28 protein-coding genes are annotated in these 25746 nt (G+C 51.2%); 13 read left to right on the plus strand and 15 right to left on the minus strand.

Annotated features, from left to right (window positions below):
* Positions 1–15: 15 nt before the first annotated feature.
* From BJJ97_RS04115 to BJJ97_RS04140, 6 genes are all read right to left on the minus strand, one after another.
* Positions 16–495 (minus strand): Hcp family type VI secretion system effector, encoded by a 480-nt coding sequence (locus BJJ97_RS04115; protein ID WP_095993145.1) that lies wholly within the window; start codon positions 493–495, stop codon positions 16–18.
* Positions 496–919: 424 nt separating this feature from the next.
* Positions 920–1573: a lipid IV(A) palmitoyltransferase PagP gene (pagP, locus tag BJJ97_RS04120; protein WP_095993146.1), complete on the minus strand. Its 654-nt coding sequence runs from the start codon at positions 1571–1573 to the stop codon at positions 920–922.
* Positions 1574–1878: 305 nt separating this feature from the next.
* Positions 1879–2700: a serine O-acetyltransferase gene (gene cysE / locus BJJ97_RS04125; RefSeq protein WP_095701205.1), complete on the minus strand. Its 822-nt coding sequence runs from the start codon at positions 2698–2700 to the stop codon at positions 1879–1881.
* A gap of 142 nt (positions 2701–2842) precedes the next feature.
* Positions 2843–3862 carry an NAD(P)H-dependent glycerol-3-phosphate dehydrogenase gene (gpsA, locus tag BJJ97_RS04130; protein WP_039495074.1) on the minus strand — a complete coding sequence of 340 codons (1020 nt, stop codon included), beginning with the start codon at positions 3860–3862 and terminating at the stop codon, positions 2843–2845.
* Complete coding sequence (gene secB, locus BJJ97_RS04135; RefSeq protein ID WP_010283737.1) at positions 3862–4332, minus strand: protein-export chaperone SecB; 471 nt, start codon at positions 4330–4332, stop codon at positions 3862–3864. The genes gpsA and secB overlap by 1 nt, the downstream gene beginning before the upstream one ends.
* 238 nt (positions 4333–4570) lie before the next feature.
* Positions 4571–5002 (minus strand): rhodanese-like domain-containing protein, encoded by a 432-nt coding sequence (locus BJJ97_RS04140; protein WP_039310321.1) that lies wholly within the window; start codon positions 5000–5002, stop codon positions 4571–4573.
* Positions 5003–5247: 245 nt separating this feature from the next.
* On the opposite strand from BJJ97_RS04140, the gene envC reads away from it, so the two are divergent.
* Positions 5248–6549, plus strand: a complete 1302-nt coding sequence (gene envC / locus BJJ97_RS04145; protein WP_039483037.1) for a murein hydrolase activator EnvC — start codon at positions 5248–5250, stop codon at positions 6547–6549.
* Positions 6550–6551: 2 nt separating this feature from the next.
* Positions 6552–7499 (plus strand): divergent polysaccharide deacetylase family protein, encoded by a 948-nt coding sequence (locus BJJ97_RS04150; protein ID WP_095993147.1) that lies wholly within the window; start codon positions 6552–6554, stop codon positions 7497–7499.
* Positions 7500–7550: 51 nt separating this feature from the next.
* Here the strand turns inward: BJJ97_RS04150 and tdh are convergent, their stop codons facing one another.
* Complete coding sequence (gene tdh, locus BJJ97_RS04155; protein ID WP_095993148.1) at positions 7551–8582, minus strand: L-threonine 3-dehydrogenase; 1032 nt, start codon at positions 8580–8582, stop codon at positions 7551–7553.
* A 10-nt stretch (positions 8583–8592) separates the two neighbouring features.
* Positions 8593–9789 carry a glycine C-acetyltransferase gene (locus tag BJJ97_RS04160; protein WP_095993149.1) on the minus strand — a complete coding sequence of 399 codons (1197 nt, stop codon included), beginning with the start codon at positions 9787–9789 and terminating at the stop codon, positions 8593–8595.
* Between the two features lie 242 nt (positions 9790–10031).
* Between BJJ97_RS04160 and rfaD the strand changes: the two genes are divergently transcribed.
* The 8 genes from rfaD to coaD all read left to right on the plus strand — a co-directional run bounded on the left by rfaD (position 10032) and on the right by coaD (position 18273).
* Complete coding sequence (gene rfaD, locus BJJ97_RS04165) at positions 10032–10964, plus strand: ADP-glyceromanno-heptose 6-epimerase (RefSeq protein ID WP_095993150.1); 933 nt, start codon at positions 10032–10034, stop codon at positions 10962–10964.
* Between the two features lie 23 nt (positions 10965–10987).
* Positions 10988–12109 (plus strand): ADP-heptose--LPS heptosyltransferase RfaF, encoded by a 1122-nt coding sequence (rfaF, locus tag BJJ97_RS04170; protein WP_095993151.1) that lies wholly within the window; start codon positions 10988–10990, stop codon positions 12107–12109.
* A complete protein-coding gene (gene rfaC / locus BJJ97_RS04175; RefSeq protein ID WP_095993152.1) occupies positions 12106–13068 on the plus strand; it encodes a lipopolysaccharide heptosyltransferase RfaC in 963 nt (320 codons plus the stop codon). The genes rfaF and rfaC overlap by 4 nt, the downstream gene beginning before the upstream one ends.
* Positions 13069–13085: 17 nt before the next feature.
* Positions 13086–14171 (plus strand): putative lipopolysaccharide heptosyltransferase III, encoded by a 1086-nt coding sequence (gene rfaQ, locus BJJ97_RS04180; protein ID WP_095993153.1) that lies wholly within the window; start codon positions 13086–13088, stop codon positions 14169–14171.
* A gap of 61 nt (positions 14172–14232) precedes the next feature.
* The gene (locus BJJ97_RS04185; RefSeq protein ID WP_095993154.1) at positions 14233–15480 is read left to right on the plus strand and encodes an O-antigen ligase family protein; all 1248 of its coding nucleotides are present in this window, start codon (positions 14233–14235) and stop codon (positions 15478–15480) included.
* 144 nt (positions 15481–15624) lie between these two features.
* Positions 15625–16392: a glycosyltransferase family 2 protein gene (locus tag BJJ97_RS04190; RefSeq protein ID WP_095993155.1), complete on the plus strand. Its 768-nt coding sequence runs from the start codon at positions 15625–15627 to the stop codon at positions 16390–16392.
* A gap of 84 nt (positions 16393–16476) precedes the next feature.
* Positions 16477–17754, plus strand: a complete 1278-nt coding sequence (waaA, locus tag BJJ97_RS04195; RefSeq protein ID WP_095993156.1) for a lipid IV(A) 3-deoxy-D-manno-octulosonic acid transferase — start codon at positions 16477–16479, stop codon at positions 17752–17754.
* A 39-nt stretch (positions 17755–17793) separates the two neighbouring features.
* Positions 17794–18273 carry a pantetheine-phosphate adenylyltransferase gene (gene coaD, locus BJJ97_RS04200; RefSeq protein ID WP_095993157.1) on the plus strand — a complete coding sequence of 160 codons (480 nt, stop codon included), beginning with the start codon at positions 17794–17796 and terminating at the stop codon, positions 18271–18273.
* A gap of 8 nt (positions 18274–18281) precedes the next feature.
* Here coaD and BJJ97_RS04205 read toward each other — a convergent pair whose 3' ends face one another.
* The 5 genes from BJJ97_RS04205 to radC all read right to left on the minus strand — a co-directional run bounded on the left by BJJ97_RS04205 (position 18282) and on the right by radC (position 21666).
* Positions 18282–19256, minus strand: coding sequence for a glycosyltransferase family 9 protein (locus BJJ97_RS04205; RefSeq protein ID WP_095993158.1), 975 nt, complete (start codon positions 19254–19256; stop codon positions 18282–18284).
* A gap of 67 nt (positions 19257–19323) precedes the next feature.
* Entirely contained in the window at positions 19324–20133 is an 810-nt protein-coding gene (mutM, locus tag BJJ97_RS04210) for a bifunctional DNA-formamidopyrimidine glycosylase/DNA-(apurinic or apyrimidinic site) lyase (protein ID WP_095993159.1), read from the minus strand.
* A 214-nt stretch (positions 20134–20347) separates the two neighbouring features.
* Positions 20348–20515 (minus strand): 50S ribosomal protein L33, encoded by a 168-nt coding sequence (rpmG, locus tag BJJ97_RS04215; RefSeq protein WP_002208990.1) that lies wholly within the window; start codon positions 20513–20515, stop codon positions 20348–20350.
* 11 nt (positions 20516–20526) lie between these two features.
* The gene (rpmB, locus tag BJJ97_RS04220; RefSeq protein ID WP_039278630.1) at positions 20527–20763 is read right to left on the minus strand and encodes a 50S ribosomal protein L28; all 237 of its coding nucleotides are present in this window, start codon (positions 20761–20763) and stop codon (positions 20527–20529) included.
* Between the two features lie 237 nt (positions 20764–21000).
* Entirely contained in the window at positions 21001–21666 is a 666-nt protein-coding gene (gene radC, locus BJJ97_RS04225) for a RadC family protein (RefSeq protein ID WP_095701190.1), read from the minus strand.
* Between the two features lie 153 nt (positions 21667–21819).
* On the opposite strand from radC, the gene coaBC reads away from it, so the two are divergent.
* The 3 genes from coaBC to slmA all read left to right on the plus strand — a co-directional run bounded on the left by coaBC (position 21820) and on the right by slmA (position 24258).
* Positions 21820–23097 carry a bifunctional phosphopantothenoylcysteine decarboxylase/phosphopantothenate--cysteine ligase CoaBC gene (gene coaBC / locus BJJ97_RS04230; protein WP_095993160.1) on the plus strand — a complete coding sequence of 426 codons (1278 nt, stop codon included), beginning with the start codon at positions 21820–21822 and terminating at the stop codon, positions 23095–23097.
* Positions 23075–23533, plus strand: coding sequence for a dUTP diphosphatase (gene dut / locus BJJ97_RS04235; RefSeq protein ID WP_010285710.1), 459 nt, complete (start codon positions 23075–23077; stop codon positions 23531–23533). Before coaBC ends, dut begins: the two co-directional genes overlap by 23 nt.
* Before the next feature lie 128 nt (positions 23534–23661).
* Entirely contained in the window at positions 23662–24258 is a 597-nt protein-coding gene (gene slmA / locus BJJ97_RS04240; protein WP_005967978.1) for a nucleoid occlusion factor SlmA, read from the plus strand.
* Between the two features lie 60 nt (positions 24259–24318).
* Here slmA and pyrE read toward each other — a convergent pair whose 3' ends face one another.
* Both pyrE and rph read right to left on the minus strand, forming a co-directional pair.
* Complete coding sequence (gene pyrE, locus BJJ97_RS04245; RefSeq protein WP_095993161.1) at positions 24319–24960, minus strand: orotate phosphoribosyltransferase; 642 nt, start codon at positions 24958–24960, stop codon at positions 24319–24321.
* A gap of 69 nt (positions 24961–25029) precedes the next feature.
* Positions 25030–25746 carry a ribonuclease PH gene (gene rph / locus BJJ97_RS04250; RefSeq protein ID WP_014913743.1) on the minus strand — a complete coding sequence of 239 codons (717 nt, stop codon included), beginning with the start codon at positions 25744–25746 and terminating at the stop codon, positions 25030–25032.

Here is a 25746-nt window from a genome sequence, read left to right on the forward strand (position 1 = left end):
ACCGTACCCTTTATATTAGTACACTTGCTCTTCCCATAAACTGTAACCACCCGTTCCAGCGATATGGTGTTGCCAAGCGATGCTTTGATACGCAACAGATATCATTTCTTCTGGCTGGTTCTCTGCATGGGTCAAAGCATGTGGATAGGAAACGGCGATGTTCCTTATCACTGCCCCAATGAGTTTGACAGAATAATATTTCTCTTGCGTGCCAGTCTGCGCGGTACGGTAAAAATCGAATAAAAGTTCGAGCTTTTCGTTGTTTGAGATGGCATTTCCCAAAAGCGGAGAGGACTTATCGATAGGCTTACAAAACGTTATAGGTCGATGATTAATATTTTGGTTTCGGCTGATAGCGTGATCAAATTGCAACACAAATATTTGATCTTTGTGTCCTATCTGATACTTATTCCCAATCGAGTCAACAGTGCCACACTCAGCTGAGATGTTCCCCTGCTGATTACCCGTTAACGTTAAGTAAATATTATTCGCCATATAAAATCCCTTTATCTAATTTAGTCCATAAGATCATAATAAATGTTATCAGTAACAGGGATACGTTATCCTTCCACATAAAAAATAGATTACACATCCCCATAAATTATAAAAACCGCACTACCACAAATAAAGAATAATAGCCTGATATATATTTCATTATAAAATTAAAAAATCAATTTCTGATTATAGTTTCATTGATATGAAAACTTCAATGGATGAGCCTTATAATGAAAATGGCAATAGTATTATTAGATATAAATAGTTAGAAAGGCATTGGTAGGGATAATGTCGCTCTTCGTGTTAATATAACATCGATATACAGACCATAAAAATAGCAACAACGATCCCAAAGTATGGGATCGTTGACAACGTAATTAGAATTTTCTTCTATCCACCAAAATATTCAGAGATGGAAAGACCATTAAATCTGCCATCTGAACCAGGCGAAGAAAACATTACCGTTATTGTATGTTCCGGGAATGTAAGTCGCCTGGAAAGAGAGCTTGCTGTAACTTATTGATGCCATAGGCAGCAAGACTGGGATCGGAATGTAATTCCAGTTATCGCGCATCGTTACGCCAGCCGTAAAACCCAGACCCAGTTGAAAATCCTGATCGCTGGTTGGTCGCCAGCGCTTTTCATAGCCATAGCCACCGATAGGCTCCCATTTGTTATAGGAGTCTTTAAACGCCATGATATAGAGCCCGTGCCAATCCCCATCCTTATCCAGACGGGAAACGCCGTAGCCCGCACCCCACGGCCTTTCATTATATTTGTCTGTCTTTTCTTTATCGTACGTCCAGCGGTTATGCCAGGTGATCGTCGGGATATAAATATCGTGACTCTGCGGCGAATTCCAGGTCGTAGACAGATTATTTTTACTTCTCTGCCACCAGCTTTCATCCTGCTTATCCGACGCTGAATCATTGGAGTCAAGCGCAGCAGGTGTGGAACTTGCTGTGCTGCTCGTATTATTTGTCCCTACATTATTTATGCTTTCTGCTGCGTAGCTCAAAAAAGGAACAATAGGTAGTGTAATCAAACTTAACGTGATTAAAATTCGCTTAAAATACATATAAGGTTCTCTGTAACAGCGTCACGATTCCATTCAAACAAAGGTGATCCAAACAAAACTATTTTGGTTGTTACCAAAATATATAGTTCAGTTTACGTAATCTGCCCATATAGACGGGAAACTAAAGCAGCCTATTATGAAGGGATAAAGAGCAACTGTACTTAAATAGATAGTGGGTTCAAAGGTGCTTTCAGACGTTTCTTAGCCGAAATAACAAAAAACCACCTTATTTATCGGTGGTTTATATTCTGTCCGAGACCCGATCCAAATAGATAGCAAGATGGCGAATCGCCTATGCTGTGGGATTAGATACCATCGCCATATTCGAAGCCGCGATTGACCCCGTTGAAATACTGATCCATATCCATAGCCGGTTTGTCACTTTCCGGGCGACCGACGATACGAGCCGGAACACCTGCCGCCGTCGTATGTGGAGGCACCGATTGCAACACGACAGATCCGGCACCGATTTTCGCGCCACAGCCAACCTCAATATTCCCCAGAATTTTTGCGCCTGCGCCAATCATCACGCCTTCGCGAATTTTAGGGTGACGATCGCCGCTCGTTTTACCCGTACCACCCAGCGTCACGGATTGCAGAATAGAGACGTCATTTTCGACAACAGCGGTTTCGCCGATCACAATGCCCGTTGCGTGATCGAGCATGATCCCGCAGCCGATTCTCGCCGCAGGGTGAATATCGACACCGAAAGAAACCGAGATCTGATTCTGAAAATAGACCGCCAGCGCTTTACGATCCTGCGACCAAAGCCAGTGACCAATACGATAGGCCTGCAATGCATGAAACCCTTTCAGGTAGAGCAGCGGCGTAGAATATTTATCCACCGCCGGATCGCGCAGGCAGACGGCCTGAATATCGCGCGCGGCAGAAACAATCATCTGCGGATCGGCACGATAGGCTTCTTCCACCACCTCTCGAATGGCGATCGCAGGCATGATCGAGTTTGCCAGCTTGTTTGCCAGCATATAGCTCAGTGCGCTGCCCAAATTCTCGTGCTTTAGCAATGTGGCATGAAAAAAGCTGGCCAGCATCGGCTCACAGTCCGCGAGACTGCGCGCTTCCGCCTTGATATTGGTCCACACCAGTTCCAGTTCTTCTGTCGACATTGCCTTACTCTCCGAGATACCACACACCACAACGTATATCTGTTCTCAAACGGCAGGCTTATTAGCGCTACCGCTCGTATACAAGAAAATGAAGATACTATGAGCCTCCCAGATTAGGAAGCTCAGCATAGAACGACGTGTTTTATAACTTGGCGGTTTCGTCTTTACGCGTACGGCCCAACAGGCTCAGCGCCGCCTCTCGGGCGTCTTTCCCACAATACAGCACCTGCCAGAGTTGCTCAGTAATCGGCATTTCAACGCCATAGCGCTGCGCTAATGCCAGAACCTCTTTCGTATTGCGGTACCCTTCAACAACCTGACCAATGCTATCCTGCGCGCTCTGTACATCCATTCCCTGTCCCAGCATCATGCCGAAGCGCCGGTTACGGGACTGATTATCAGTACAAGTCAGCACCAGATCGCCAAGCCCTGCCATCCCCATGAAGGTGGTAGGATCCGCACCTAGCGCCGCGCCAAGCCGGGTCATTTCCGCCAGCCCGCGGGTGATCAGCGCAGTACGTGCATTCGCACCAAATCCAATGCCGTCAGACATCCCGGCACCGATAGCAATGACGTTTTTCACCGCGCCGCCCAACTGCACGCCGATAAAATCGGGGTTGCTGTAAACGCGGAAGCTCTTCCCACAGTGCAGCAACCGTTGCAGGTCGTCAGCAAATTCGCTGTCTGTTGATGCCAGAGCAATCGCCGTCGGCATGCCAGCGGCTAATTCTTTGGCAAATGTCGGGCCAGATACCACCGCGAGCGGAATGGTTTCGCCCAACGCTTCGCGTGCGACATCCTGCAACAAGCGTCCCGTTTCCGCTTCCAGCCCTTTAGTCGCCCACACGATACGCGCATCAGCACGCAAATGAGGTTTCAACTGGCGCAGAACATCACCGAACACATGGCTCGGCACAACGACCAGCACGTTTCTGCTGGCAGCAAGCGCCTGCGCCAGATTGGTTTCCAGCTGTAGCGAATCGGGGAAAGGCACATCCGGCAGGAATGCCTGATTACAGCGAGCGGCCTGTAACGCCTGAATGTGCACAGGGTTGTGACCCCACAGCACGACTCGATGGCCATTACGCGCCAGCGTAATGGCCAATGCGGTGCCGTACGAGCCGGCACCGATGACAGTCATTGAAGCGTCAGACGCGTTCATCAGGCATCCTGAGGCTGCGCAGCACCTTCACCTTCGGTCTGCTGCTGCAGGTAATTCATGAACAGTGCATCAAAGTTAACTGGCGCCAGGTTCAGTTGCGGGAAGGTACCGCGAGAAACCAGGCTGGTGATGCACTCACGCGCGTAAGGGAACAGAATGTTCGGGCAATATGCACCCAGGCAATGCGCCAGTTGAGTTCCTTCGATACCGCCAACGGTAAAGATACCACCTTGTTGAACTTCACACAGAAATGCAGTTTCTTCACCCAGAGAAGCCGTTACGGTCACACGCAGTACGACTTCATAGATGTCATCAGCCAGTTGGCTAGAAGCCGTATCCAGATCCAGTTTTACTTCTGGCTGCCATTCCTGCTGGAACACCTGAGGCGCATTCGGCGCTTCAAAAGAGATATCTTTGGTGTAGATACGCTGGATTTGGAAAGCCATTTCTGTGTTGTTTTGTTCAGACATGTTAAGTAATACCCTTTTGTTAGATTTTCTTGACGTCTTCCGTCGTCATAAGTGGGCGGACGTCAGTACATTTCTGTCATTGTCATACTGCAATCACTGTAGTATTTGCAATCAATTTAGTACTGCAATCAGCCTGCCGATTATCCTGCAAAATCGTTGCCATTTTCGCTGTGTATGGCTCATCACATGATGACTAACCACACATGGCACGATGAGGATAGTTTTACCACAAACCGTTTTATTTGCCGCGGACTAAAGGCAGATTCTCACCGCTCCAGCCAGCCAGACCATCTTTCAGTACCTGCACACGCTCAAAACCGGCTTTGTGCAAATTCTCGGCCACTTCACGTGAAGAGAGACCGTTGGCGCATACCACGATAATCGGCTGCGACTTATGTTTTTCAAGTTCACCTACGCTGCCGTTTTTAATGTCGTTCGGCAACAGGTTAAATGCGTTGGCAATATGGCCACGGCGATAGTCGTCACGGTTACGGATATCAACGATGACAGCATCTTCTTTATTAATCAGTCGGATCGCTTCACCGCGAACCACTTCTTTTACGTTCGACAGTTTACTCTTCACAGTAAGTACAATTACCGCAACCAACAGCGCAACCCAGGCGATGCTCAAAATAGGGTTCTTGCTAACGAATGGCATAATCTCTTGCATGGGGTGTAACGACTCCCGGATCAGTTAAGCAACAAAAATATAAGGTTCCTGAGTATACCTGCGCGATACGGCAATTACAGCCAGTAAGCCAATATAGCGTATCGAATCTGCGGCGAGCTTTCCATTTATCTATATATTGATGCGCCCAGACGCCCACCTTTGTGCCATGCTTGTCACGTCTGGAAATAGAAATCAGACAAGAGACAACTGGTAAGCCGCTGTTCATCGTGGAATAATTCACCGCTATGAGTAAAAACGCGTTATTGGTACAGAGTCGAGTGGCATGTAGCGCCGATCGCCATTTATCCGCATTACAAAGGCTGCTCACCCGCTGCGTCAGCGCACTCTGCGTTGGCGTTTTGCTGTTGCCCGCGCTCAGCCAGGCTGAAGATAATCAGGCACAGCTTAAGACTCTGCAACAAGATATCGCCGCGAAAGAAAAAAGCGTTCAAGAACAACAAAAACAGCGCAGTACCTTAGTTCAGCAGTTGAAAAAGCAGGAGCAGTCCATCTCTCAGGCCAGTCGTCAACTGCATGAAACGCGCAATACGCTGTCCACGCTCAATAAAGAATTAACCAGCCTCAGCGCCTCTATCGCAAAACTGCAATCTCAGCAGGATAAGCAACAAACGCTACTTTCCCGTCAGCTTGACGCCGCCTTCCGGCAAGGTCAGCACAGCGCACTGCAATTAATGCTGAGCGGAGAAGAAAGCCAGCGCAACGAGCGCATCCTCGCCTACTTTGGTTACCTGAATGAAGCGCGGCAGAAATCCATCAACGAATTGCAGCAAACTCGCGTAGAGCTGGCTGACCAAAAGCGTCAGTTGGAACAAAAACAGGCACAGCAAAAAACGCTGCTGGGCGACCAACAGCAGCAACAGCAGACGCTGGAGCAAGCACAGTCCGACCGAAAGAAAACGCTGTCAACGCTGGAAAGTTCGCTGGAAAAAGATCAGCAGCAGTTGACGGAACTGCGCCAGAATGAAACTCGGTTGCGCGATCAGATCGCCCGCGCTGAGCGAGAAGCGAAAGCCCGTGCGGAGAGGGAAGCACGCGAAGCTGCCAAGGTTCGCGCTAAAGAAGAACAGGCCAAACGCAGCGGCAGCAGCTACAAACCGACCGAAGGTGAACGCTCACTTATGGCCCGAACCGGCGGTTTAGGGCGACCTTCTGGTCAAGCCATCTGGCCTGTTAATGGTCGCATAGAGCACCGCTTCGGTGAACCGTTACAGGGCGAACTGCGCTGGAAGGGCATGGTGATTACCGCACCGGAAGGGACAGAAGTGAAGGCGATCGCCGATGGAACCGTACTGATGGCCGACTGGCTACAGGGCTACGGGCTGGTCGTGGTTGTGCAGCATGGTAAAGGTGACATGAGTCTGTACGGTTATAACCAGAGCGCATTGGTTTCCGTTGGCGCTCAGGTCAAGGCAGGCCAACCCATCGCGCTGGTCGGCACCAGCGGCGGGCAGAGTCAGCCCGGGCTGTATTTTGAAATCCGTCGCCAGGGTCAGGCGGTCAATCCACAACCTTGGCTGGGAAGATAGTCTTGTCTTATTTAACCAAAACACCATTACTGGCGTTGAGTCTGCTCGCCCTGTCTCCTTTGGCTCTGGCCGGAAAACTTTCTATCGTCATCGATGATTTCGGCTATCGCCCGCATAATGAGAACCAGATTCTGGCAATGCCGACGGCGATTTCCATCGCGGTGTTACCCAACGCGCCGTACGCCCGTGAAATGGCAACCAAAGCCCACCAGCAAGGGCGAGAAGTGCTGATCCATCTGCCGATGGCACCGATGAGCAAGCAACCGCTGGAGCGCGATACGTTACGCCCGGACATGAGCAGCGAAGAAATTCAGCGCATTATCCGCCAATCGGTCAATAACGTGCCTTACGCCGTGGGGTTGAATAACCATATGGGCAGCGCGATGACCGCCAGCCTACCCGGCATGCAAAAAGTCATGCAGGCGCTGAGCGCCTACCAGCTCTATTTCCTCGATAGCATGACCATTGGCAGCAGCCAATCGAGCCAGGCCGCGGCAGGAACGAACGTCAAAGTCATCAAACGCAAAGTCTTTCTGGATGATTCGCAAAACGAAGCTGAGATTCGCAAACAGTTTACCCGCGCGGTGCAAATCGCCCGCCGCAGCGGTTCCGCCATCGCTATCGGGCATCCACATCCTTCAACCATCCGCGTCTTACAGCAGATGTTGCCGACGCTGGATGCCGATATTGTCTTAGTCCGCCCCAGCCAGTTGCTGAATGAGCCGACGCGGCAGTATGAACCTCAGCCGCAGCAGCCAACCAAACCGCGTAATCCGTTCCGCGGTATACAACAGTGTCAGGTTAAGCAGCCGCCAGAACCGGTGAAGAACGATGTGTTCTTCAAGCTGGTGAGCAGCAGCATTCGGGAAAGCGCACCGGTGATGTTTATCAAGCACCGCTGGCAAACCTGGATTGCTCCAGCCGAGGCCGAAACGCACAAACAGCCGTAACACCGAGCTCGCGTTTTCCTTTTGCCATCGCACGAACTCGCCACGGCAGGGTTATGACTCATCCCAATTGAGAATAACCTTGCCCGACTGACCCGAACGCATCGCATCGAACCCTTTCTGAAACTCATCAATGTGAAAGCGGTGGGTGATAATCGGAGATAAATCCAGCCCGGACTGAATCAGCGCCGACATCTTGTACCAGGTTTCGAACATTTCTCTTCCATAGATACCTTTGATAAACAAACCTTTAAAAATCACCTCTCCCCAGTCAATCGACATCGGTTCATGCGGAATACCCAGCATGGCGATGCGCCCACCGTGATTCATCGCTTTCAGCATGGCGCGAAAGGCCGATGGCGCGCCCGACATCTCCAAGCCAATATCAAATCCCTCGGTCATACCCAGCTCGATCATCACATCCGCCAGATTTTCCTGCGCCACATTGACGGCGCGCGTGGCCCCCATTTTACTGGCAAGATCCAGACGGTACGCATTCACATCGGTAATCACGACATTCCTCGCACCAACGTGACGACATACCGCCGCCGCCATCATGCCTATCGGCCCCGCGCCGGCAATCAACACATCTTCTCCCACGAGATCGAAGGACAGTGCGGTATGCACGGCGTTACCGAAGGGATCGAAAATGGCGGCCAATTCGTCAGAAATATTGTCGGGAATGCGAAACGCGTTGTAGGCGGGAATTACCAGATATTCCGCGAACGAACCGGGACGATTGACCCCGACGCCGATAGCATTTCGGCATAAATGACGCCGGCCGGCACGGCAGTTGCGACAGTAGCCACAGGTAATATGCCCTTCGCCAGAGACCCGATCGCCAATATGAAAACCGTTAACCTCCTGACCGATAGCGACAATCTCACCCACGTATTCATGCCCAACGACCATCGGAACAGGAATGGTCTTCTGCGACCATTCATCCCAGTTGTAGATATGCACATCCGTTCCACAGATCGCGCTTTTGCGGATTTTAATCATGATGTCGTTATGCCCGAGCTCCGGCGTGGGCGAGTCCACCATCCAGATGCCTTCTTCTGGCCGCAATTTTGCCAATGCTTTCATGATGGTTTCCTCAGATGATCACACCCAGACGTTTACCCACGCGGATAAAAGCCTCGACGGCGAATTCGATTTGCGCCGGCGTATGGGCGGCCGACATTTGGGTACGAATACGCGCCTGACCGAGGGGGACAACGGGATAGAAAAAGCCGGCGACATAAACACCCTCCCGCTGTAGCGCCTGCGCAAAATCCTGTGCCAGCTGCGCTTCACCCAACATGACGGGAATAATGGCGTGATCGGCTCCCGCCAGCGTGAACCCTGCGGCTGTCATCTTTTCACGGAACAGACGGGCATTTGCCCACAGACGCTCACGCCGCTCTCCGCCCTGTTCCAGCAAATCCAGTACCCTGAGCGACGCGGTGACAATGGCAGGGGCGAGCGAGTTGGAAAAAAGATAGGGTCGAGAGCGCTGACGCAGCCAGTCGATCACCTCATGCTTGCCCGCCGTATAACCGCCCGATGCGCCACCCAGCGCCTTGCCTAACGTCCCAGTGATGATGTCGACGCGCTCCATCACGCCGCAGCGTTCATGCGTTCCGCGCCCTTGTTCACCGACAAATCCCACCGCGTGGGAATCATCCACCATCACTAACGCATCATAGCGATCCGCCAGATCGCAAATCCCCTGCAAATCCGCAATGACGCCATCCATTGAGAAGACGCCATCGGTGGCGATCATGACGTGTCTTGCCCCTTCCGCTCTGGCCAGTTGCAGCTGTGCTTCCAGTTGGCTCATATCGTTATTGGCATAGCGGTAGCGCCGCGCCTTCGATAGCCGAATACCGTCGATGATTGAGGCATGATTGAGCGCATCGGAAATAATCGCATCCTCCGGCCCCATCAGCGTTTCAAACAGCCCGCCGTTAGCATCAAAACAGGAGGAATAGAGAATCGCGTCGTCCATGCCCAGAAAATCCGCCAGCTTACGCTCCAGCTCTTTATGGATATCCTGCGTTCCACAGATGAAGCGCACCGACGCCATACCAAAACCGTGGCTGTCCAATCCGGCTTTTGCAGCGGCAATCATCTCGGGACTATCCGCCAAACCAAGATAATTATTGGCACAGAAATTGAGCAGGCGGTCGCTGTCCATCACCTCTATTTCAGCCTGCTGCGCAGAGGTAATGATGCGCTCCTCCTTGAACACCCCTTCGGTGCGTGCAGCCATAATTTGTGTAGTAAGTTGTTGATAAAACGCGGCAGGCATAGCGTCACTCTCCCATAAAAAGATTGCGTTATGGTTTTTAAGCTAGCGGATGTCGGCAGAAATGCGGGGTAAACAGTCTGAAAATGCTGGCTTCGTCACGGCCTGAATCATCTTAAAAACGTGGGAGCAACACGGGATAAATTAAGCTCTGGCTGCTTGCGGTAAAATGAAATGCTATTATAGCGGTCATAAACAGTGTGGGGCGCGGTGCCTCACCGGCAAGATTAATAAAGGTCGCGCCCATGATTATCGTTACTGGCGGTGCCGGTTTTATCGGCAGCAATATCGTAAAATCTCTGAATGACATCGGCTATCGGGACATTCTGGTTGTCGATAACCTGAAAGACGGCACCAAGTTCGCCAATCTGGTCGATCTGGATATCGCAGATTACGTGGATAAAGAAGATTTCATCGCCAGCATCGTTGCAGGCGACGATCTGGGCGATATCGATGCCATATTCCATGAAGGCGCTTGCTCTTCCACCACCGAGTGGGATGGCAAATACATGATGGATAACAACTATCAGTATTCTAAAGATATCCTGCATTACTGCCTCGATCGCAACATTCCGTTCCTGTACGCCTCTTCTGCCGCAACCTACGGTGGTCGCAACGATAACTTTATCGAAGAGCGTCAATACGAGCAGCCGCTGAACGTCTATGGCTACTCTAAATTCCTGTTCGACCAGTACGTGCGTGAAATTCTTCCAGAAGCTGAATCACAGATCTGTGGTTTCCGCTATTTCAACGTCTACGGACCACGCGAAGGCCACAAAGGCAGCATGGCGAGCGTCGCATTCCACCTGAATAACCAGATTAATCAGGGTGAAAATCCGAAGCTGTTTTCCGGTAGCGAGAACTTCCAACGTGACTTCATCTACGTCGGTGATGTCGCCGCTGTAAACCTGTGGTTCTGGCAAAACGGTGTTTCCGGCATCTTCAACTGCGGTACCGGTCGCGCAGAATCCTTCCAGGCTGTCGCGGACGCCACCCTCGCCTTCCATCAAAAAGGCAGCGTGGAATACATCGAGTTCCCCGAGAAACTGAAAGGCCGCTATCAGGCTTATACACAAGCCGACCTCACCAATTTGCGTGCCGCAGGCTATGACAAGCCGTTCAAAACCGTCGCCGAAGGCGTGGCGGAATATATGGCCTGGCTGAACCGTACCGTTTAATCGGATAAGGATTCATAAGCGGTATGAAAATTTTGGTCATCGGCCCTTCCTGGGTCGGCGATATGATGATGTCGCACAGCCTTTATCGCACGTTGAAGGCTGAACACCCGGAAGCGGTCATTGACGTGATGGCGCCAGCCTGGTGCCGTCCGCTGCTGGCACGGATGCCGGAAGTCAATCAGGCGTTAGCCATGCCGCTAGGTCACGGTGCACTTGAGCTGGGCGAGCGTCGCCGTCTTGGCGTATCGCTGCGCGATGCGGGCTACGATCGCGCTTACGTGCTGCCTAACTCCTTTAAATCCGCGCTGGTCCCCTTCTTTGCCAACATTCCGCAGCGTACAGGCTGGCGTGGCGAAATGCGTTACGGATTGCTGAACGACGTACGTGTGCTGGATAAAGCGGCATTTCCGCTGATGGTTCAGCGCTATGCCGCGTTAGCCTATGATCGTAGCCGTATCCGTCGTGCCGAAGATTTACCGCAGCCGTTACTGTGGCCACAGTTACAGGTCAATCAGACCGAGATTGCGGACATGACGCAGACGTTTGACCTCAGCGATGCACGCCCCATCATCGGCTTTTGTCCCGGTGCCGAGTTCGGCCCCGCCAAACGCTGGCCGCATTATCACTATGCGGCGTTGGCACAATCATTGATTGAACGCGGCTACCAGATCTCGCTGTTCGGTTCTGCCAATGACAGCTCGGCCTGTGACGATATCCTTCAAGGACTGACGGAAGACGCACGACAGCATTGCGCTAATCTGGCAGGGAAAACCTCGCTGGAACAGGCGGTGGTGCTGATTGCCGCCTGCCACGCCGTCGTCAGCAACGATTCTGGGCTGATGCACGTTGCGGCGGCACTTCACCGTCCGCTGGTCGCACTTTACGGTCCGAGCAGCCCTGACTTTACCCCGCCGCTGTCCCATCAGGCCGAGGTGATTCGCCTGATTACTGGCTATCACCGGGTGCGCAAGGGGGATGCTGAACAGGGTTATCACCAGAGTTTGATCGACATTCAGCCCGAACGTGTGCTCAGCGCACTGGATAACCATCTAATTTCAAAAGAAAATCTCATTCCAAAAGAAAGTCTCACGCCAAGAGAAAGTCTCGTTCCAGGAGAAAATCGGGTGCCGGGAGCAGACGCATGAGAGTGCTGATCGTAAAAACGTCGTCAATGGGCGATGTGCTGCACACCTTGCCAGCCTTGACCGACGCGATGCAGGCTATTCCCGGAATCCAGTTTGACTGGGTGGTTGAAGAAGGCTTTGCGCAGATTCCCAGCTGGCACCCGGCGGTTTCTCGCGTCATTCCGGTAGCAATACGCCGCTGGCGCAAAAGTTGGTTCAGTGCCCCGATACGTCAGGAACGTGCGGAATTTACACGCCAGCTACGCCAGTATCGCTACGATGCGGTTATCGACGCGCAAGGGCTGATTAAAAGCGCGCTGCTGGTTACACGACTCGCCAACGGGAAGAAGCACGGATTGGATTGCAAAAGTGCGCGTGAACCGCTGGCAAGCTGGTTCTATAACTATCGCCACCCGATCAGTCGTCAACAACATGCCGTCGAGCGCGTACGGGAGCTGTTTGCTGCCAGTCTGAACTATCGGAAACCCACCGAGCGCGGCGACTATGCGATTGCCTCGCGTTTTCTCTCCCAGTCGCCCGCAGATGCTAATCGCTATCTGGTGTTTCTCCACGCCACGACGCGTGATGAAAAACACTGGCCGGAAGCACACTGGCGTGAACTGATTGCTCTATTAGCACCGAGTGGATTACACATCAAACTCCCCTGGGGAGCAGAGCATGAGCACCAGCGCGCATTACGGCTGGCGGAAGGCTTTCCACACGTTGAAGTCTTACCACGCCTCACGCTGCAACAGGTCGCCGAGGTGCTCGCGGGCGCCAGTGCGGTTGTCTCCGTTGATACCGGGCTTAGCCACCTGACGGCGGCACTGGATCGTCCGAATATCACCCTATACGGACCAACCGACCCAGGACTGATCGGCGGCTACGGGATGAATCAGGTGGTGGAAATGTCTGGTGACAATTCCATGGATACCATTTCGTCCCAAACAATCTTTCAACAATTACAATCTCTTATATAACCAACGAGTTTTTGGCAATGCAGATGCATTCGAAAGAAAAACGGCTCTCCAGAGAACGCGTTAAGCGAATTCTCGTAATCAAACTTCGACATTTCGGTGACGTCTTGTTGACCACCCCGCTGCTGGGGACGCTGAAACAGCATTACGAGAGTGCTCAGATTGATGTACTGGTTTATCGCGGTACAGAGGTCATGCTCTCCGGTAATCCAGCGGTTAATACCTGTTTTACGGTTGATAGGAATCTCAAACATGAAGGCATCCGTGCACAATTGCGTGGAGAAGGTACGCTTTGGAAAGCGCTGAAGGCGCAACAATACGACCTCATCATCAACCTTTCCGATCAATGGCGTGCTGCGCTTTACTGTAAGTTTCTCACTTCTGGTGTCAGCATTGGCTTCAATTGGCCAAAGAGGGACAACATCTTATGGAAATCTTGCCATGATATGTTGGTTGAAACTACGCAGCATAATGAGCAACATACTGTTTTAAATAATCTTTTCATCCTATCGCCTCTGAGTCTTCCTGACACGGACACCTCAGTGAATATGTGCTGGCTACCAGAAGATGAAAAGTATGTTAACCAATTACTCGAACAACACAGCTTACCTGACTATATATTGATCCACCCGGGCGCTCGCTGGGCGTTCAAAACCTGGTCTGCACTCTCCTTCGCTGCCTTGATTGATCATCTGGCAAATAAAGGACAACGCATCGTGCTTGCTGGCGGACCATCAGCCGAAGAATTGCAGCTAGCCACAACCATTCTTAATCACGTGGCAAACCCAGCGCAGGTCGTGAATCTGACCGGACAGCTGGAATTACCTCAGCTCGCGGTACTGATTGATAAAGCAACGTTATTTATTGGTGTTGATTCTGTACCTATGCACATGGCCGCGGCACGACAAACCCCGTCTGTTGCGCTATTTGGCCCGAGTAACCTGAAACAGTGGCATCCATGGCAGGCACCACACACATTATTATGGGCTGGCGACTATCGCCCACTCCCCAAGCCCGAGGAAATTGATACTAATACACAGGAGCGTTACCTTGATGCCATTCCGGTCTCTGACGTGATCGCTGCGACCAGAAAATGGCTTTCCTAAACCTATTGATATGTAAATTAAGAAGACGCCAACAAGTCGCTTTTTACACCAGTGAGATTGTATGAAACTTGATTTTTTTCCCGCGATCCTTACGGACGCCGATAAGAGAAATTTCCCGACCATTACCGCCTTCTTGCTTGGGCTTTCTCTTCCGCTTTCGAATCAACTTCTGAAAGTCGCCTTGATACTGGCGTTACTCTGCGTCTTGCGATACCGGGATATGAAGTATTTGCGTAATCTGATCGTCCATCCGATGGTTATTCTGCCTGCGCTAATGACCGGCTTATTAGCACTTTCCCTGCTCACTCATTATCATGAGGCAGGGCCGGAAATGGTCCAGAAATACAAGAAGTTACTGTATGTACTGCCTCTTGCTTTATTCTTTTTGCTCCATTCAGCACAGAGCAAAGCGTTATTCAGCGGCTTTCTCTTGGGAAATGGTCTTGTGCTTGTACTGAGTCTAGCTGGCGGTTTATTTCATCTATTTCCTGAACATATCGACCCTGCTAATCCGACCGTTTTTAAGTTACAGATTACGCATAACTTTTTTATGGCCATGGCCGTATTTCTCTGGCTAGAACGGGCCAGAATCAGCCAAGGCGCTGGACGGATCGGTTACCTACTATTAGCGCTAGCCGCTTGCTGCAATATACTGTTTATGGTGCAAGGAAGAATCGGGTACATCACTCTTATTGCAGGTATTGGTGCTTGGGCATTACTCTCTCTGAAACCGCGTCAGGCCCTGCTCACGCTAGGCTCTGGCGTTGTCGTCATTTTCCTGTTATTTACGATTCCTAACCGTGCAGCTGAACGAATTACGCTTGGCGTCCACGAAATACAAAACTGTCTACAGCAAAAAACTGGCGATGCATATTCTGCTTGTGACAGTTCAATGGGGCAACGGACCGCGTTTATTTTACAGGCTACACAATTAATTGAGCAGGCTCCGCTGTTGGGCAATGGCGCAGGAAGCTTCTGGTATCACAACCCAGAAACAGGTTACAGCGTAAATAACCCACACAACCAGTATTTACTGGAAACGATACAGAATGGTGCAGTCGGCCTTGTCATCTTCTTACTATGGATGGCCAGTTTTGCGATTGCTGCCTGGAAGCAACCTTCGCGAGAGAAAAGCATTTTTATTACTCTTCTGGTCATTTATTTAAGTGGTAATCTCTTTAACTCATTCCTTTTGGATTCAACGGAAGGACACCTGTTTGTCATTCTGACCGCGCTCCTTCTGGCGAAGCATATTCCGCTTGTGCAACGTAAGAAAGATGAATCACCACTGCCCAGCAGGCCATCATAGTTATGCCAGAATAGCGTTACGCTAGAATCATGCTGCTCACCCAATGGCACTTAAAAAATCTCGGTGCCATTGGGTTCAACGCTTAGACGGCAAGAGAACGCCTCTCTCGTCTGTTTCATCATTTTCAGCACCATAGGACATAGAGTGAACGCGCATAAACGTTTATCCGTCGTCATGATTACCAAAAATGAAACGGAACTGATCGCCGATTGCCTGAAGTCTGTCTCGTGGGCAGATGAAATTATTGTCGTCGATTCTGGCAGCACAGATAATACGGTAGAGATCGCGTATCAATACGGTGCAAAAGTCTATCAGCACGATGATTGGCCGGGGTATGGCAAGCAGCGGCAGCGCGCACAGAGCTACGCCAGCGGTGATTATATCTTCATGATTGACGCTGACGAACGAGTGACCCCTGAACTACGGCAATCCATCGAATCCGTGCTTACTGCCTCAGACACTAATACGGTTTACTGCTGCTCACGACGCAATTTTTTCCTTGGTCGTTTTATGAAGCATAGCGGATGGTATCCCGACAAGGTTATCCGCCTCTATGCAAACCAGCACTACCGTTATAATGACAACAGTGTGCACGAGTCTCTTGACTATGGCTCCGCCACATTGAGCCATCTATCAGGCGATTTATTACATTTAACCTGCCGAGATTTAGCCGTTTTTCAACAGAAACAGCTACGCTATGCTTCAGACTGGGCGGAAGAACGACACCGTCAGGGAAAAAAATGTCACTACCTGAGTATCCTTACGCATACGGCTTCGACATTCTTAAAAACCTGGATATTACGTGCTGGTTTTTTGGATGGGAAATACGGTTTTCTACTCGCGATTATTAATGCGCAGTACACATTCAATAAATACGCTGGGTTATGGTCCCGTAATAATATAAAGTTGTGAGGAATAGGTGATACCACCAAACATAGCCTTATCCTCACTAACCCGATAAAATCACCCCAGCGATAACCGATAACAGTAAACCTTATGCTACAAACTCTCTACACCATTATCCTGTACCTCATCCAACCGTTGATTTGGCTTCGCCTGTGGCTTCGTGGCCGTAAGGCTCCGGCCTATCGTCGACGCTGGGGTGAACGCTACGGTTTTTGTGCAGAGAAGGTCAAGCCAGACGGTATCATGCTACATTCGGTATCCGTGGGTGAAACGCTAGCCGCAATTCCCTTAGTGAGAGCATTGCGCCATCGTTATCCCAATCTGCCGATCACGGTAACCACCATGACGCCAACCGGTTCCGAGCGCGTGCGTTCAGCGTTTGGCGACACGGTCTATCACGTTTACCTGCCTTATGATTTACCCTGTGCTCTGAAGCGTTTTTTTGACCAGGTTCGTCCAAAAATCGTCATCATTATGGAAACCGAGCTGTGGCCAAACCTGATCGCAGAGCTGCATAAACGCGACATTCCGCTGGTCATTGCCAATGCACGACTGTCAGAACGCTCTGCTGCGGGTTATAAAAAGATCGGTAAGCTTATGCGCCATATCTTGCAGCGCATTACCCTCGTCGCCGCACAGAATCAGGAAGATGGTAATCGGTTTATCGATCTTGGTCTGAAGCGCTCCAGCCTGAAAGTGACTGGTAGCCTCAAATTTGATATTTCCGTGACGCCAGAACTGGCGGCCAGGGCCATTACATTACGTCGACAATGGGCACCACACCGTCCAGTATGGATAGCCACCAGCACGCACGAAGGTGAAGAAGCGATCGTTCTAGCCGCTCACCGACAACTGCTTGCCACCTACCCTGACTTACTACTCATTCTTGTGCCTCGCCACCCAGAACGTTTCTCCACCACGCAGGCGCTGGCAGAAAATCTAGGATTCACCTACACGCTGCGCAGCAGCGGTGAACAGCCTCCTGCCAACACACAGGTCGTCATTGGGGACACCATGGGCGAGCTGATGCTGTTATACGGCATCGCCGATCTGGCTTTTGTCGGTGGGAGTTTGGTTGAACGCGGCGGACATAATCCGCTAGAAGCGGCAGCTCATGCGATCCCGGTATTGATGGGGCCACACACGTTCAATTTCAAAGACATCTGCAACAAACTCGATCAGGCCGACGGGCTGATTACCGTGACCGATGCAGACTCACTGGGGAAAGAAGTCGGGAAACTGCTCGCTGACGAAGATTATCGTCTTTACTATGGTCGACATGCCGTGGAAGTGTTACACCAAAACCAGGGCGCACTACAGATGCTGCTTACGCTACTGGAACCTTATTTGCCCCAGCGGACACAGTAAAGCAGTAGCTACCCAGACAGTGAATGAAGGGCTGACGTGATGACAACCAAAGCGATTTATCCTGGAACGTTCGATCCATTAACCAATGGTCACTTGGATCTGCTGACGCGTGCATCACGCATGTTCGACCATGTGGTGCTGGCCATTGCTGCCAGCCCGAGCAAGCATACGCTTTTCACTCTGGATGAACGTGTGGCGCTGGCAAAGGGTGCGACGCAGCATTTATCGAACGTCGAAGTGGTCGGTTTCAGCGATCTCATGGTGCACTTCGCACAACAGCAAAAAGCCAATATTCTTGTACGTGGTTTGCGAGCCGTTGCCGATTTCGAATATGAACTCCAGCTCGCAAAAATGAATCACCACCTGATGCCGACTCTCGAAAGCGTCTTCCTGATGCCATCAGAAGAGTGGTCGTTTATTTCATCTTCTCTGGTCAAAGAAGTGGCTCGTCACGACGGTGACGTATCGCATTTCTTGCCCGATGCCATCGTTAGTGCCTTAATGGAAAAGCTCCGCTGATCATCCGTTTACGGGATTAGAGAAATGACAGCCTCTTTGACATCAGCCACACTGATACTATCGATGCATTTTCCTGAATGCAGCAAGACGTGATTTACACCGATCGGATACCAACGCAAATATTTTTCTGGTCTTGCTTCAAATAAACCGACAACGGGTATCTGCAACGCCGCACCAAGGTGAACTGGTGCACTATCAGCCGAAACCACCAAATCTAATTGGCTCATCGCTGCAATAAGGTCAGGCACTGTTTCAGTATCGATACACTGAACCGTAATGCCATTAAGCGCATCTTGCTCCGGCTTCTCACCTGGACTAGAGAAAATAATGATATTGAAATTATTGCCAAGTAACTTAGCAAGTGAGTACCAGTTTTCCCACGGCCAGCGACGTTCATGTGCTTTATTTGATATAAAAAATCCGATATTCACTTTGCCGTTATTTTCTAATTTTTCTGACCATTGCTTTTTTAATTCTGGGTTAGGATAAATATAAAGCTTTAGATCGTCAGTGCTCGTTACACCAAGCTCGGGCACCAAATCATACCCCGCTAAGACTTCATGCTTTATTGGCCGGTTAGTAATATGTTTGATGTTGCGATCGTCAAATTCTGTCTCAGCCGTGTGCCAACGCTTATCAGGAATATTCATCCATCTAGCGAACTGAATCGCATTCTTATTCACCCCACCATTAGGAATAATCAGCAAATCGAAATTCAAACGCTTTAAGCGAGTAATCAACAGAAACTTATCGATCAATGAGCTGATTAAACCACTGCGGTTATTTCTCTCTCGACTTTTGCTGTAAACATAATGATGTACTTCTTTTATGTCTGGATTATCTTCAAGCGCGTATGAATTATACTTGTTCCCTAAGACATGGATTTCAGCAGTCGGCCATTTTCTTTTCAGAGAGTGAATCAACGCTGTAGTGCATACCATATCACCCAGAAAATCGATTCTTATCAACAAAATGCGCTGCATACTTCTTTTCCCTTAATAAGCATTATCGCCATTTGTTACTTATCTGAATTTTTATCCACAATACCGATTACTTCTGGCAGCGGCGACAGAAAAATGTGCTGCGCTGCCCATGCTTCGCGATTTCTATCGGCGTTCCGCATGTCCGACAAAGTTCACCGTTGCGGCCATAGACTCGCAGCTCCTGCGCGAAATAACCGGGTTTGCCATCTGATTGCAAGAAGTCACGCAGTGTCGTGCCACCCTGCTCAATTGAAAGCTGTAGCACCTGTTTAATCACGCCCACCAATATGGCTGCGTCGTTTTCATTTAGCGATCCAGCCGTTCTGTCAGGATGGATACCCGCCGCAAACAGCGATTCACTCGCGTAAATATTGCCTACGCCGACGACGACTTTGTTATCCATAATCCACTGTTTGATTGCCGTCTTTTTACCGCGTGAGGCCTGATAAAGATAATCGGCAGAGAATTCAGCCTCTAAGGGTTCTGGCCCGAGATGCGCCAATACCGAGCAAGTTTCCGGATTATCCGTCCACAGCCAGGCACCAAAACGTCGGGGATCGGTGTAACGCAGCACCTTACCGCTGTCCATAACCAAATCAACGTGATCGTGTTTTTCCGGCTCGCTATATTCCGGCAACACCCGCAGGCTGCCAGACATGCCGAGATGCACAATAATCCAGCCACGAGTCAGCTCAATCAGCAGATATTTTGCCCGCCGACGCACACTTAGCACCGGCTCATCGCTCAGCGAAAGAATCTCAGCCGATACCGGCCAGCGCAGACGTGAGTTTCTCACTTCAGCATAAAGAATGGTGTGGCCGATAAGATACGGCGAAATCCCACGACGGCTGGTTTCAACCTCAGGTAATTCAGGCATGTGCGTCTCCTGATAAAGGTGGCTACATTAGCATCAACAGCAGGATACCATCAGTGACAGCCCGCAAGACAGGGGATGCCGCGGGAAACAAGGCAACGGCTAGCCTATTTTACCCGCAATATTTAACACAAAGCAGTTAAAAAAAATCGACATCTGGCTGGCATATGGCGAAAAAAAACCCGACCAAGGCCGGGTTTTTATCAAGAAGCAGAAATTACTTAATTTTAGCTTCTTTGTAGAGAACGTGCTGACGGACAACTGGATCGAATTTCTTCAATTCCAATTTTTCCGGCTTAGTACGTTTGTTCTTCGTAGTGGTATAGAAGTGACCAGTACCAGCAGAAGAAACAAGCTTGATCTTCTCGCGAACACCCTTAGCCATGATTCAGTTCCTTAATACTTTTCACCACGGGCACGCAGATCGGCCAAAACCGTCTCAATACCCTTCTTATCGATAACACGCATACCTTTCGCAGATACGCGCAGCGTTACAAAGCGTTTTTCACCTTCAACCCAAAAACGGTGTGAGTGCAGGTTCGGCAGAAAACGGCGTTTGGTCGCATTCATTGCGTGGGAACGGTTATTACCGGCCACCGGACGCTTGCCAGTAACTTGGCAGACTCGGGACATGTCTATTCTCCAAAAATCAAATCAGCTCGAGCTTCGTATAGGGTTTGGCCGCCTCGTCAGGCTTTAGAGCCCATCTCAGCAACTTCACTGAAAAGACTCTGTCATCAGGATAAACCTGCTGAGATAGGCTCTTAACGCCACACCCAAGATTCTCAAAGGTGGCGTAGTATACGCTCTGAAGCGTAAGTGCTCAAGTCCCGAACAGCTAAAGATCCCATTGGATCGCGGAAATATCTGTCAAATCCAGCCGCGCTCGGCAAAAGAAACGTATTCGCCATGCCCAATAACCAAATGATCGAGCACGCGGATCTCCATTAACAGACAGGCTTTGACAATCTGTTCGGTTATCGCACGGTCAGCCTGACTCGGCTCCGCTTTTCCCGACGGGTGATTATGCGCCAGTATTAGCGCGGCAGCATTTGCTTTTAGCGCTTCACGCACAATCTCACGCGGGTGGACTTCTACGCTGTTAATCGTACCAACAAACATCTCCTGATGGCGAATAACGTGGTGCTGATTGTCCAAAAATAGAACTAAAAAAACTTCACGCTCACGTCGGGACAGCAGTAGCTGCAAATATTGACCGGTCGCTTCCGGGTTCAGCATGGCATCCTCTTTCGCCAGGCGAGAGAAAAATAGCCGCCGCGACAGCTCTGCGATCGCCTTGAGCTGCGTATATTTTGATATCCCCACGCCTCTGGCATGATGAAACGCTGCCTGGTCGGCCGCCATCAGTTGATAGAGCGAGCCAAAATGCGCCAATAAGTCTTCTGCCAGCTGCATCACATGCACGCCCGGTAGCCCCGTGCGCAAAAAAATCGCCAGCAATTCAACATCCGTCAGTGATTCAGCCCCTAAGCGCACCAGTTTTTCACGCGGTGCCAATCCTTTTTCCCAGCCCATCACCTTCTCCCTATACCGCTCAACGGCATCATGTCACGCCCGTAAAAACAGGACGACACCGGCGGTAAAAGGCTGCGAAGCGCTTCGCAATCTTCTTAGGGAAACCATGGTAACCACCTTAAGATTCCTATCTGCCCGCAAGGTTATGGTAAAATGGCGCATCTTCTGACTTTCAATCGGACCATGATGATGACGGAATTTTCCAGCCTGAATGCACTCTCCGGCAAACGAATCGTGCTGGGTATCAGCGGCGGCATCGCCGCGTATAAGTGCCCGGAACTGGTGCGACGCCTGCGCGATGGCGGAGCCGACGTACGAGTTGTCATGACCTCTGCCGCTAAAGCTTTCATCACGCCACTGACGCTGCAAGCCGTCTCTGGCTACCCGGTATCAGACGACCTGCTCGACCCTGCGGCTGAAGCCTCAATGGGCCACATCGAGTTAGGAAAATGGGCTGATTTAGTCATTCTCGCCCCGGCGACTGCCGATCTGATCGCTCGAGTTGCTGCTGGCATGGCGAATGACCTGCTGACCACGATCTGTCTGGCGACATCCGCCCCTATCGCCGTTGTCCCTGCGATGAATCAGCAGATGTATCGCGCAGAGCCCACGCAGGACAACCTGCGCACGCTGGCCACGCGCGGTTTACCGATCTGGGGGCCAGATAGCGGCAGTCAGGCATGTGGCGACGTTGGGCCGGGTCGCATGATCGACCCAATGGAGATTGTCGGGCTGGCGCAGCGTCATTTTTCTGCCATCAACGATCTGCAACATCTGAACATTCTGGTCACCGCCGGGCCGACGAGGGAAGCGCTGGATCCCGTTCGCTTTGTTACCAATCACAGCTCCGGGAAAATGGGCTTTGCTATCGCACAGGCCGCTGCCGCCCGTGGTGCGAATGTCACACTGGTCAGCGGCCCCGTTTCGCTCGCCACACCGCAGGGCGTCACACGCATTGATGTCGGCAGCGCATTGGAGATGGAGCACGCGGTGATGGAACACGCGGCGCAGCAGCACATTGTTATCGGCTGTGCGGCGGTTGCCGACTACCGCGCCAAACACATCGCCGATGAGAAGATTAAAAAACAGAACCAGCAGGGCGATGAAATGACTCTCACTCTGGTCAAAAATCCAGATATTATCGCCGGTGTCGCAGCCATGACGAAAAATCGTCCTTATGTTGTCGGGTTTGCTGCCGAAACCCAGAATGTGGAAGAATACGCCCGACAAAAACTGGCGCGTAAAAAGCTGGATCTGATTTGCGCGAACAATGTCTCTCTTTTCGGGCATGGTTTTAACAGTGAAACCAATGCGTTACACCTTTTCTGGCAAGGTGGTGACACGCCGTTGCCGCAGTGCGACAAGCGTCTTCTTGGCCAAAAATTAATCGACGAGATTATCAGCCGTTATGATGAAAAAAATCGACGTTAAGATTGTTGACCCACGCGTTGGGCAACAATTCCCGTTACCAACCTATGCCACACCGGGTTCTGCTGGGCTCGATCTGCGTGCCTGTCTGGATCAGGCGATTGAACTCAAAGCAGGGGAAACCACGCTGATTCCAACCGGGCTGGCGATTCACATTGCCGATACCGGGCTGGCGGCGGTGATCCTGCCTCGCTCCGGGCTGGGCCATAAGCACGGCGTGGTCTTGGGGAATCTGGTGGGACTGATTGATTCGGACTATCAGGGACAACTGATGGTTTCCGTCTGGAACCGTGGTCAACAAACGTTTACGGTTGAACCGGGCGAGCGCATCGCACAGATGGTTTTTGTGCCCGTCGTTCAGGCCGAATTCAATCTGGTCGAAGATTTTGTCGGCAGCGAACGTGGAGAAGGCGGCTTCGGCCACTCCGGCCGTAGCTAACGCGATCCAGCCACCCATAGTGTAAAAAATTCCTATAAGCCACAGCGCCTATCTATCCAAAAAGAAACGGCTACTGTGGCGCTAACGGGTGCTTGTCAGTCAAATATTTAGCAAGGGTCTTTTCAGACATGGCAGAAAAAGAAAATACGAAAAGGAATCGCCGCGAGGAAATTTTGCAGGCGCTGGCGCAGATGCTGGAATCCAGCGACGGCAGCCAACGCATCACCACGGCAAAACTGGCGGCGAACGTCGGCGTGTCCGAAGCAGCGCTCTACCGGCATTTCCCCAGTAAAACGCGGATGTTTGATAGCCTGATTGAATTTATTGAGGACAGCCTAACCACCCGCATTAACCTGATTCTGCAAGACGAAAAAGAAACGTTTAATCGTCTTCGTCTGATTTTGCTGCTTATTTTAGGCTTTGCGGAGCGGAACCCAGGGCTGACTCGCATCATGACTGGCCACGCGCTGATGTTTGAACAGGATCGCTTGCAAGGGCGTATTAACCAGCTGTTTGAACGTATTGAATCGCAGCTGCGTCAGGTGTTGCGCGAGCACAAGCTACGCGATGGCAAAGGTTTCCAGCATGATGAAACGCTGCTAGCCAGCCAGCTGTTAGCGTTTTGCGAAGGGATGCTGTCGCGCTTCATTCGCTCTGAATTCCGCTATCGTCCAACGCAGGAATTCGACACCCGTTGGCCGCTGCTGGCTGCACAGCTGAACTAAACGCCGCTCTTAGATATTAAAACCCGCCAGACGTTTCTGGCGGGTTCATAACTCACAACGTTAAATCCCGTACTGCTCACGATAGGCTTTCACCGCATCCAGATGCGCTGCCATCTCTGGTTTTTCCGCCAGATAGGCGATCAAATCCGTCAGCGTAATAATCGAAATCACCTTGCACTGATAGTCGCGTTCCACTTCCTGAATCGCGGACAGCTCGGCGCGGCCACGTTCCTGACGATCCAGTGCAATCATCACCCCCGCCAGCGTCGCCCCGTGTGCACCGATGATTTCCATCGATTCGCGAATCGCCGTACCGGCCGTAATCACGTCATCCACCAGCATCACGCGGCCCTGTAACGGACTACCAACCAGGCTGCCGCCCTCACCGTGGTCTTTAGCTTCTTTGCGGTTGAAACAGTACGGCAGGTCACGATCGTGATGTTCTGCCAGCGCGACAGCAGCGGTAGTCGCAATCGGAATGCCTTTGTAAGCTGGCCCGAACAGCAAATCGAACTCCACGCCAGAATCCACCAGCGCTGCCGCATAAAAACGACCCAGTAAGGCCAGGTCACGTCCGGTATTAAACAGCCCGGCGTTGAAGAAATAGGGGCTAATGCGCCCGGATTTCAGGGTGAACTCGCCGAACTTCAATACCTGCTTGCTGAGTGCAAACTCAATAAACTGGCGCTGGTAGGCTTTCATTACTGCATCTCCTCGTCTTACTTGTTGGTCACAGACATAAAAAAAGCGACCAATTGGTCGCTTATAAAATCAATCGATTAAGGCGGCTTTCTGCGCCTGAACGATGGTATCAATTCCCCCTCGGGCTAGCGCCAGCAGGGTGAGCAATTCTTCGTGGCTGAACGGCTCGCCTTCGGCCGTCCCTTGTACTTCAATCATGCGGCCGTCTTCGGTCATGACCACATTCATGTCGGTTTCCGCAGCGGAATCTTCCACGTATTCCAGATCGCACAGCGCTTCACCGTTCACGATGCCGACGGAAACGGCGGCGATCATGCCTTTCATCGGGTTCTTTTTCAGCTTACCTTTGGCAACCATCTGGTTCAGCGCATCGGCCAGCGCCACGCAGGCACCGGTGATGGACGCCGTACGCGTGCCGCCGTCCGCCTGCAAGACATCACAGTCGAGCGTAATGGTGTATTCGCCGAGCACTTTCAGGTCGATTGCCGCACGCAGGGAACGTGCAATCAGGCGCTGAATCTCCAGCGTCCGACCGCCCTGCTTACCTTTGGCGGCTTCACGCGAGTTACGGCTGTGCGTCGCACGCGGCAGCATGCCGTATTCGGCGGTGACCCATCCTTGTCCCTGGCCTTTCAGAAAGCGCGGAACACCCTCTTCTACCGTGGCATTGCATAACACTTTGGTATCGCCAAATTCGACTAAAACGGAACCTTCAGCGTGTTTCGTGTAATGACGGGTGAATGTAAGGGGGCGTACTTGCTGTGCACTTCGGCCTGTTGGGCGCAT

The sequence above is a fragment of the Pectobacterium polaris genome, from assembly GCF_002307355.1.
In the GTDB taxonomy this organism is placed as follows: Bacteria; Pseudomonadota; Gammaproteobacteria; order Enterobacterales; family Enterobacteriaceae; genus Pectobacterium; species Pectobacterium polare.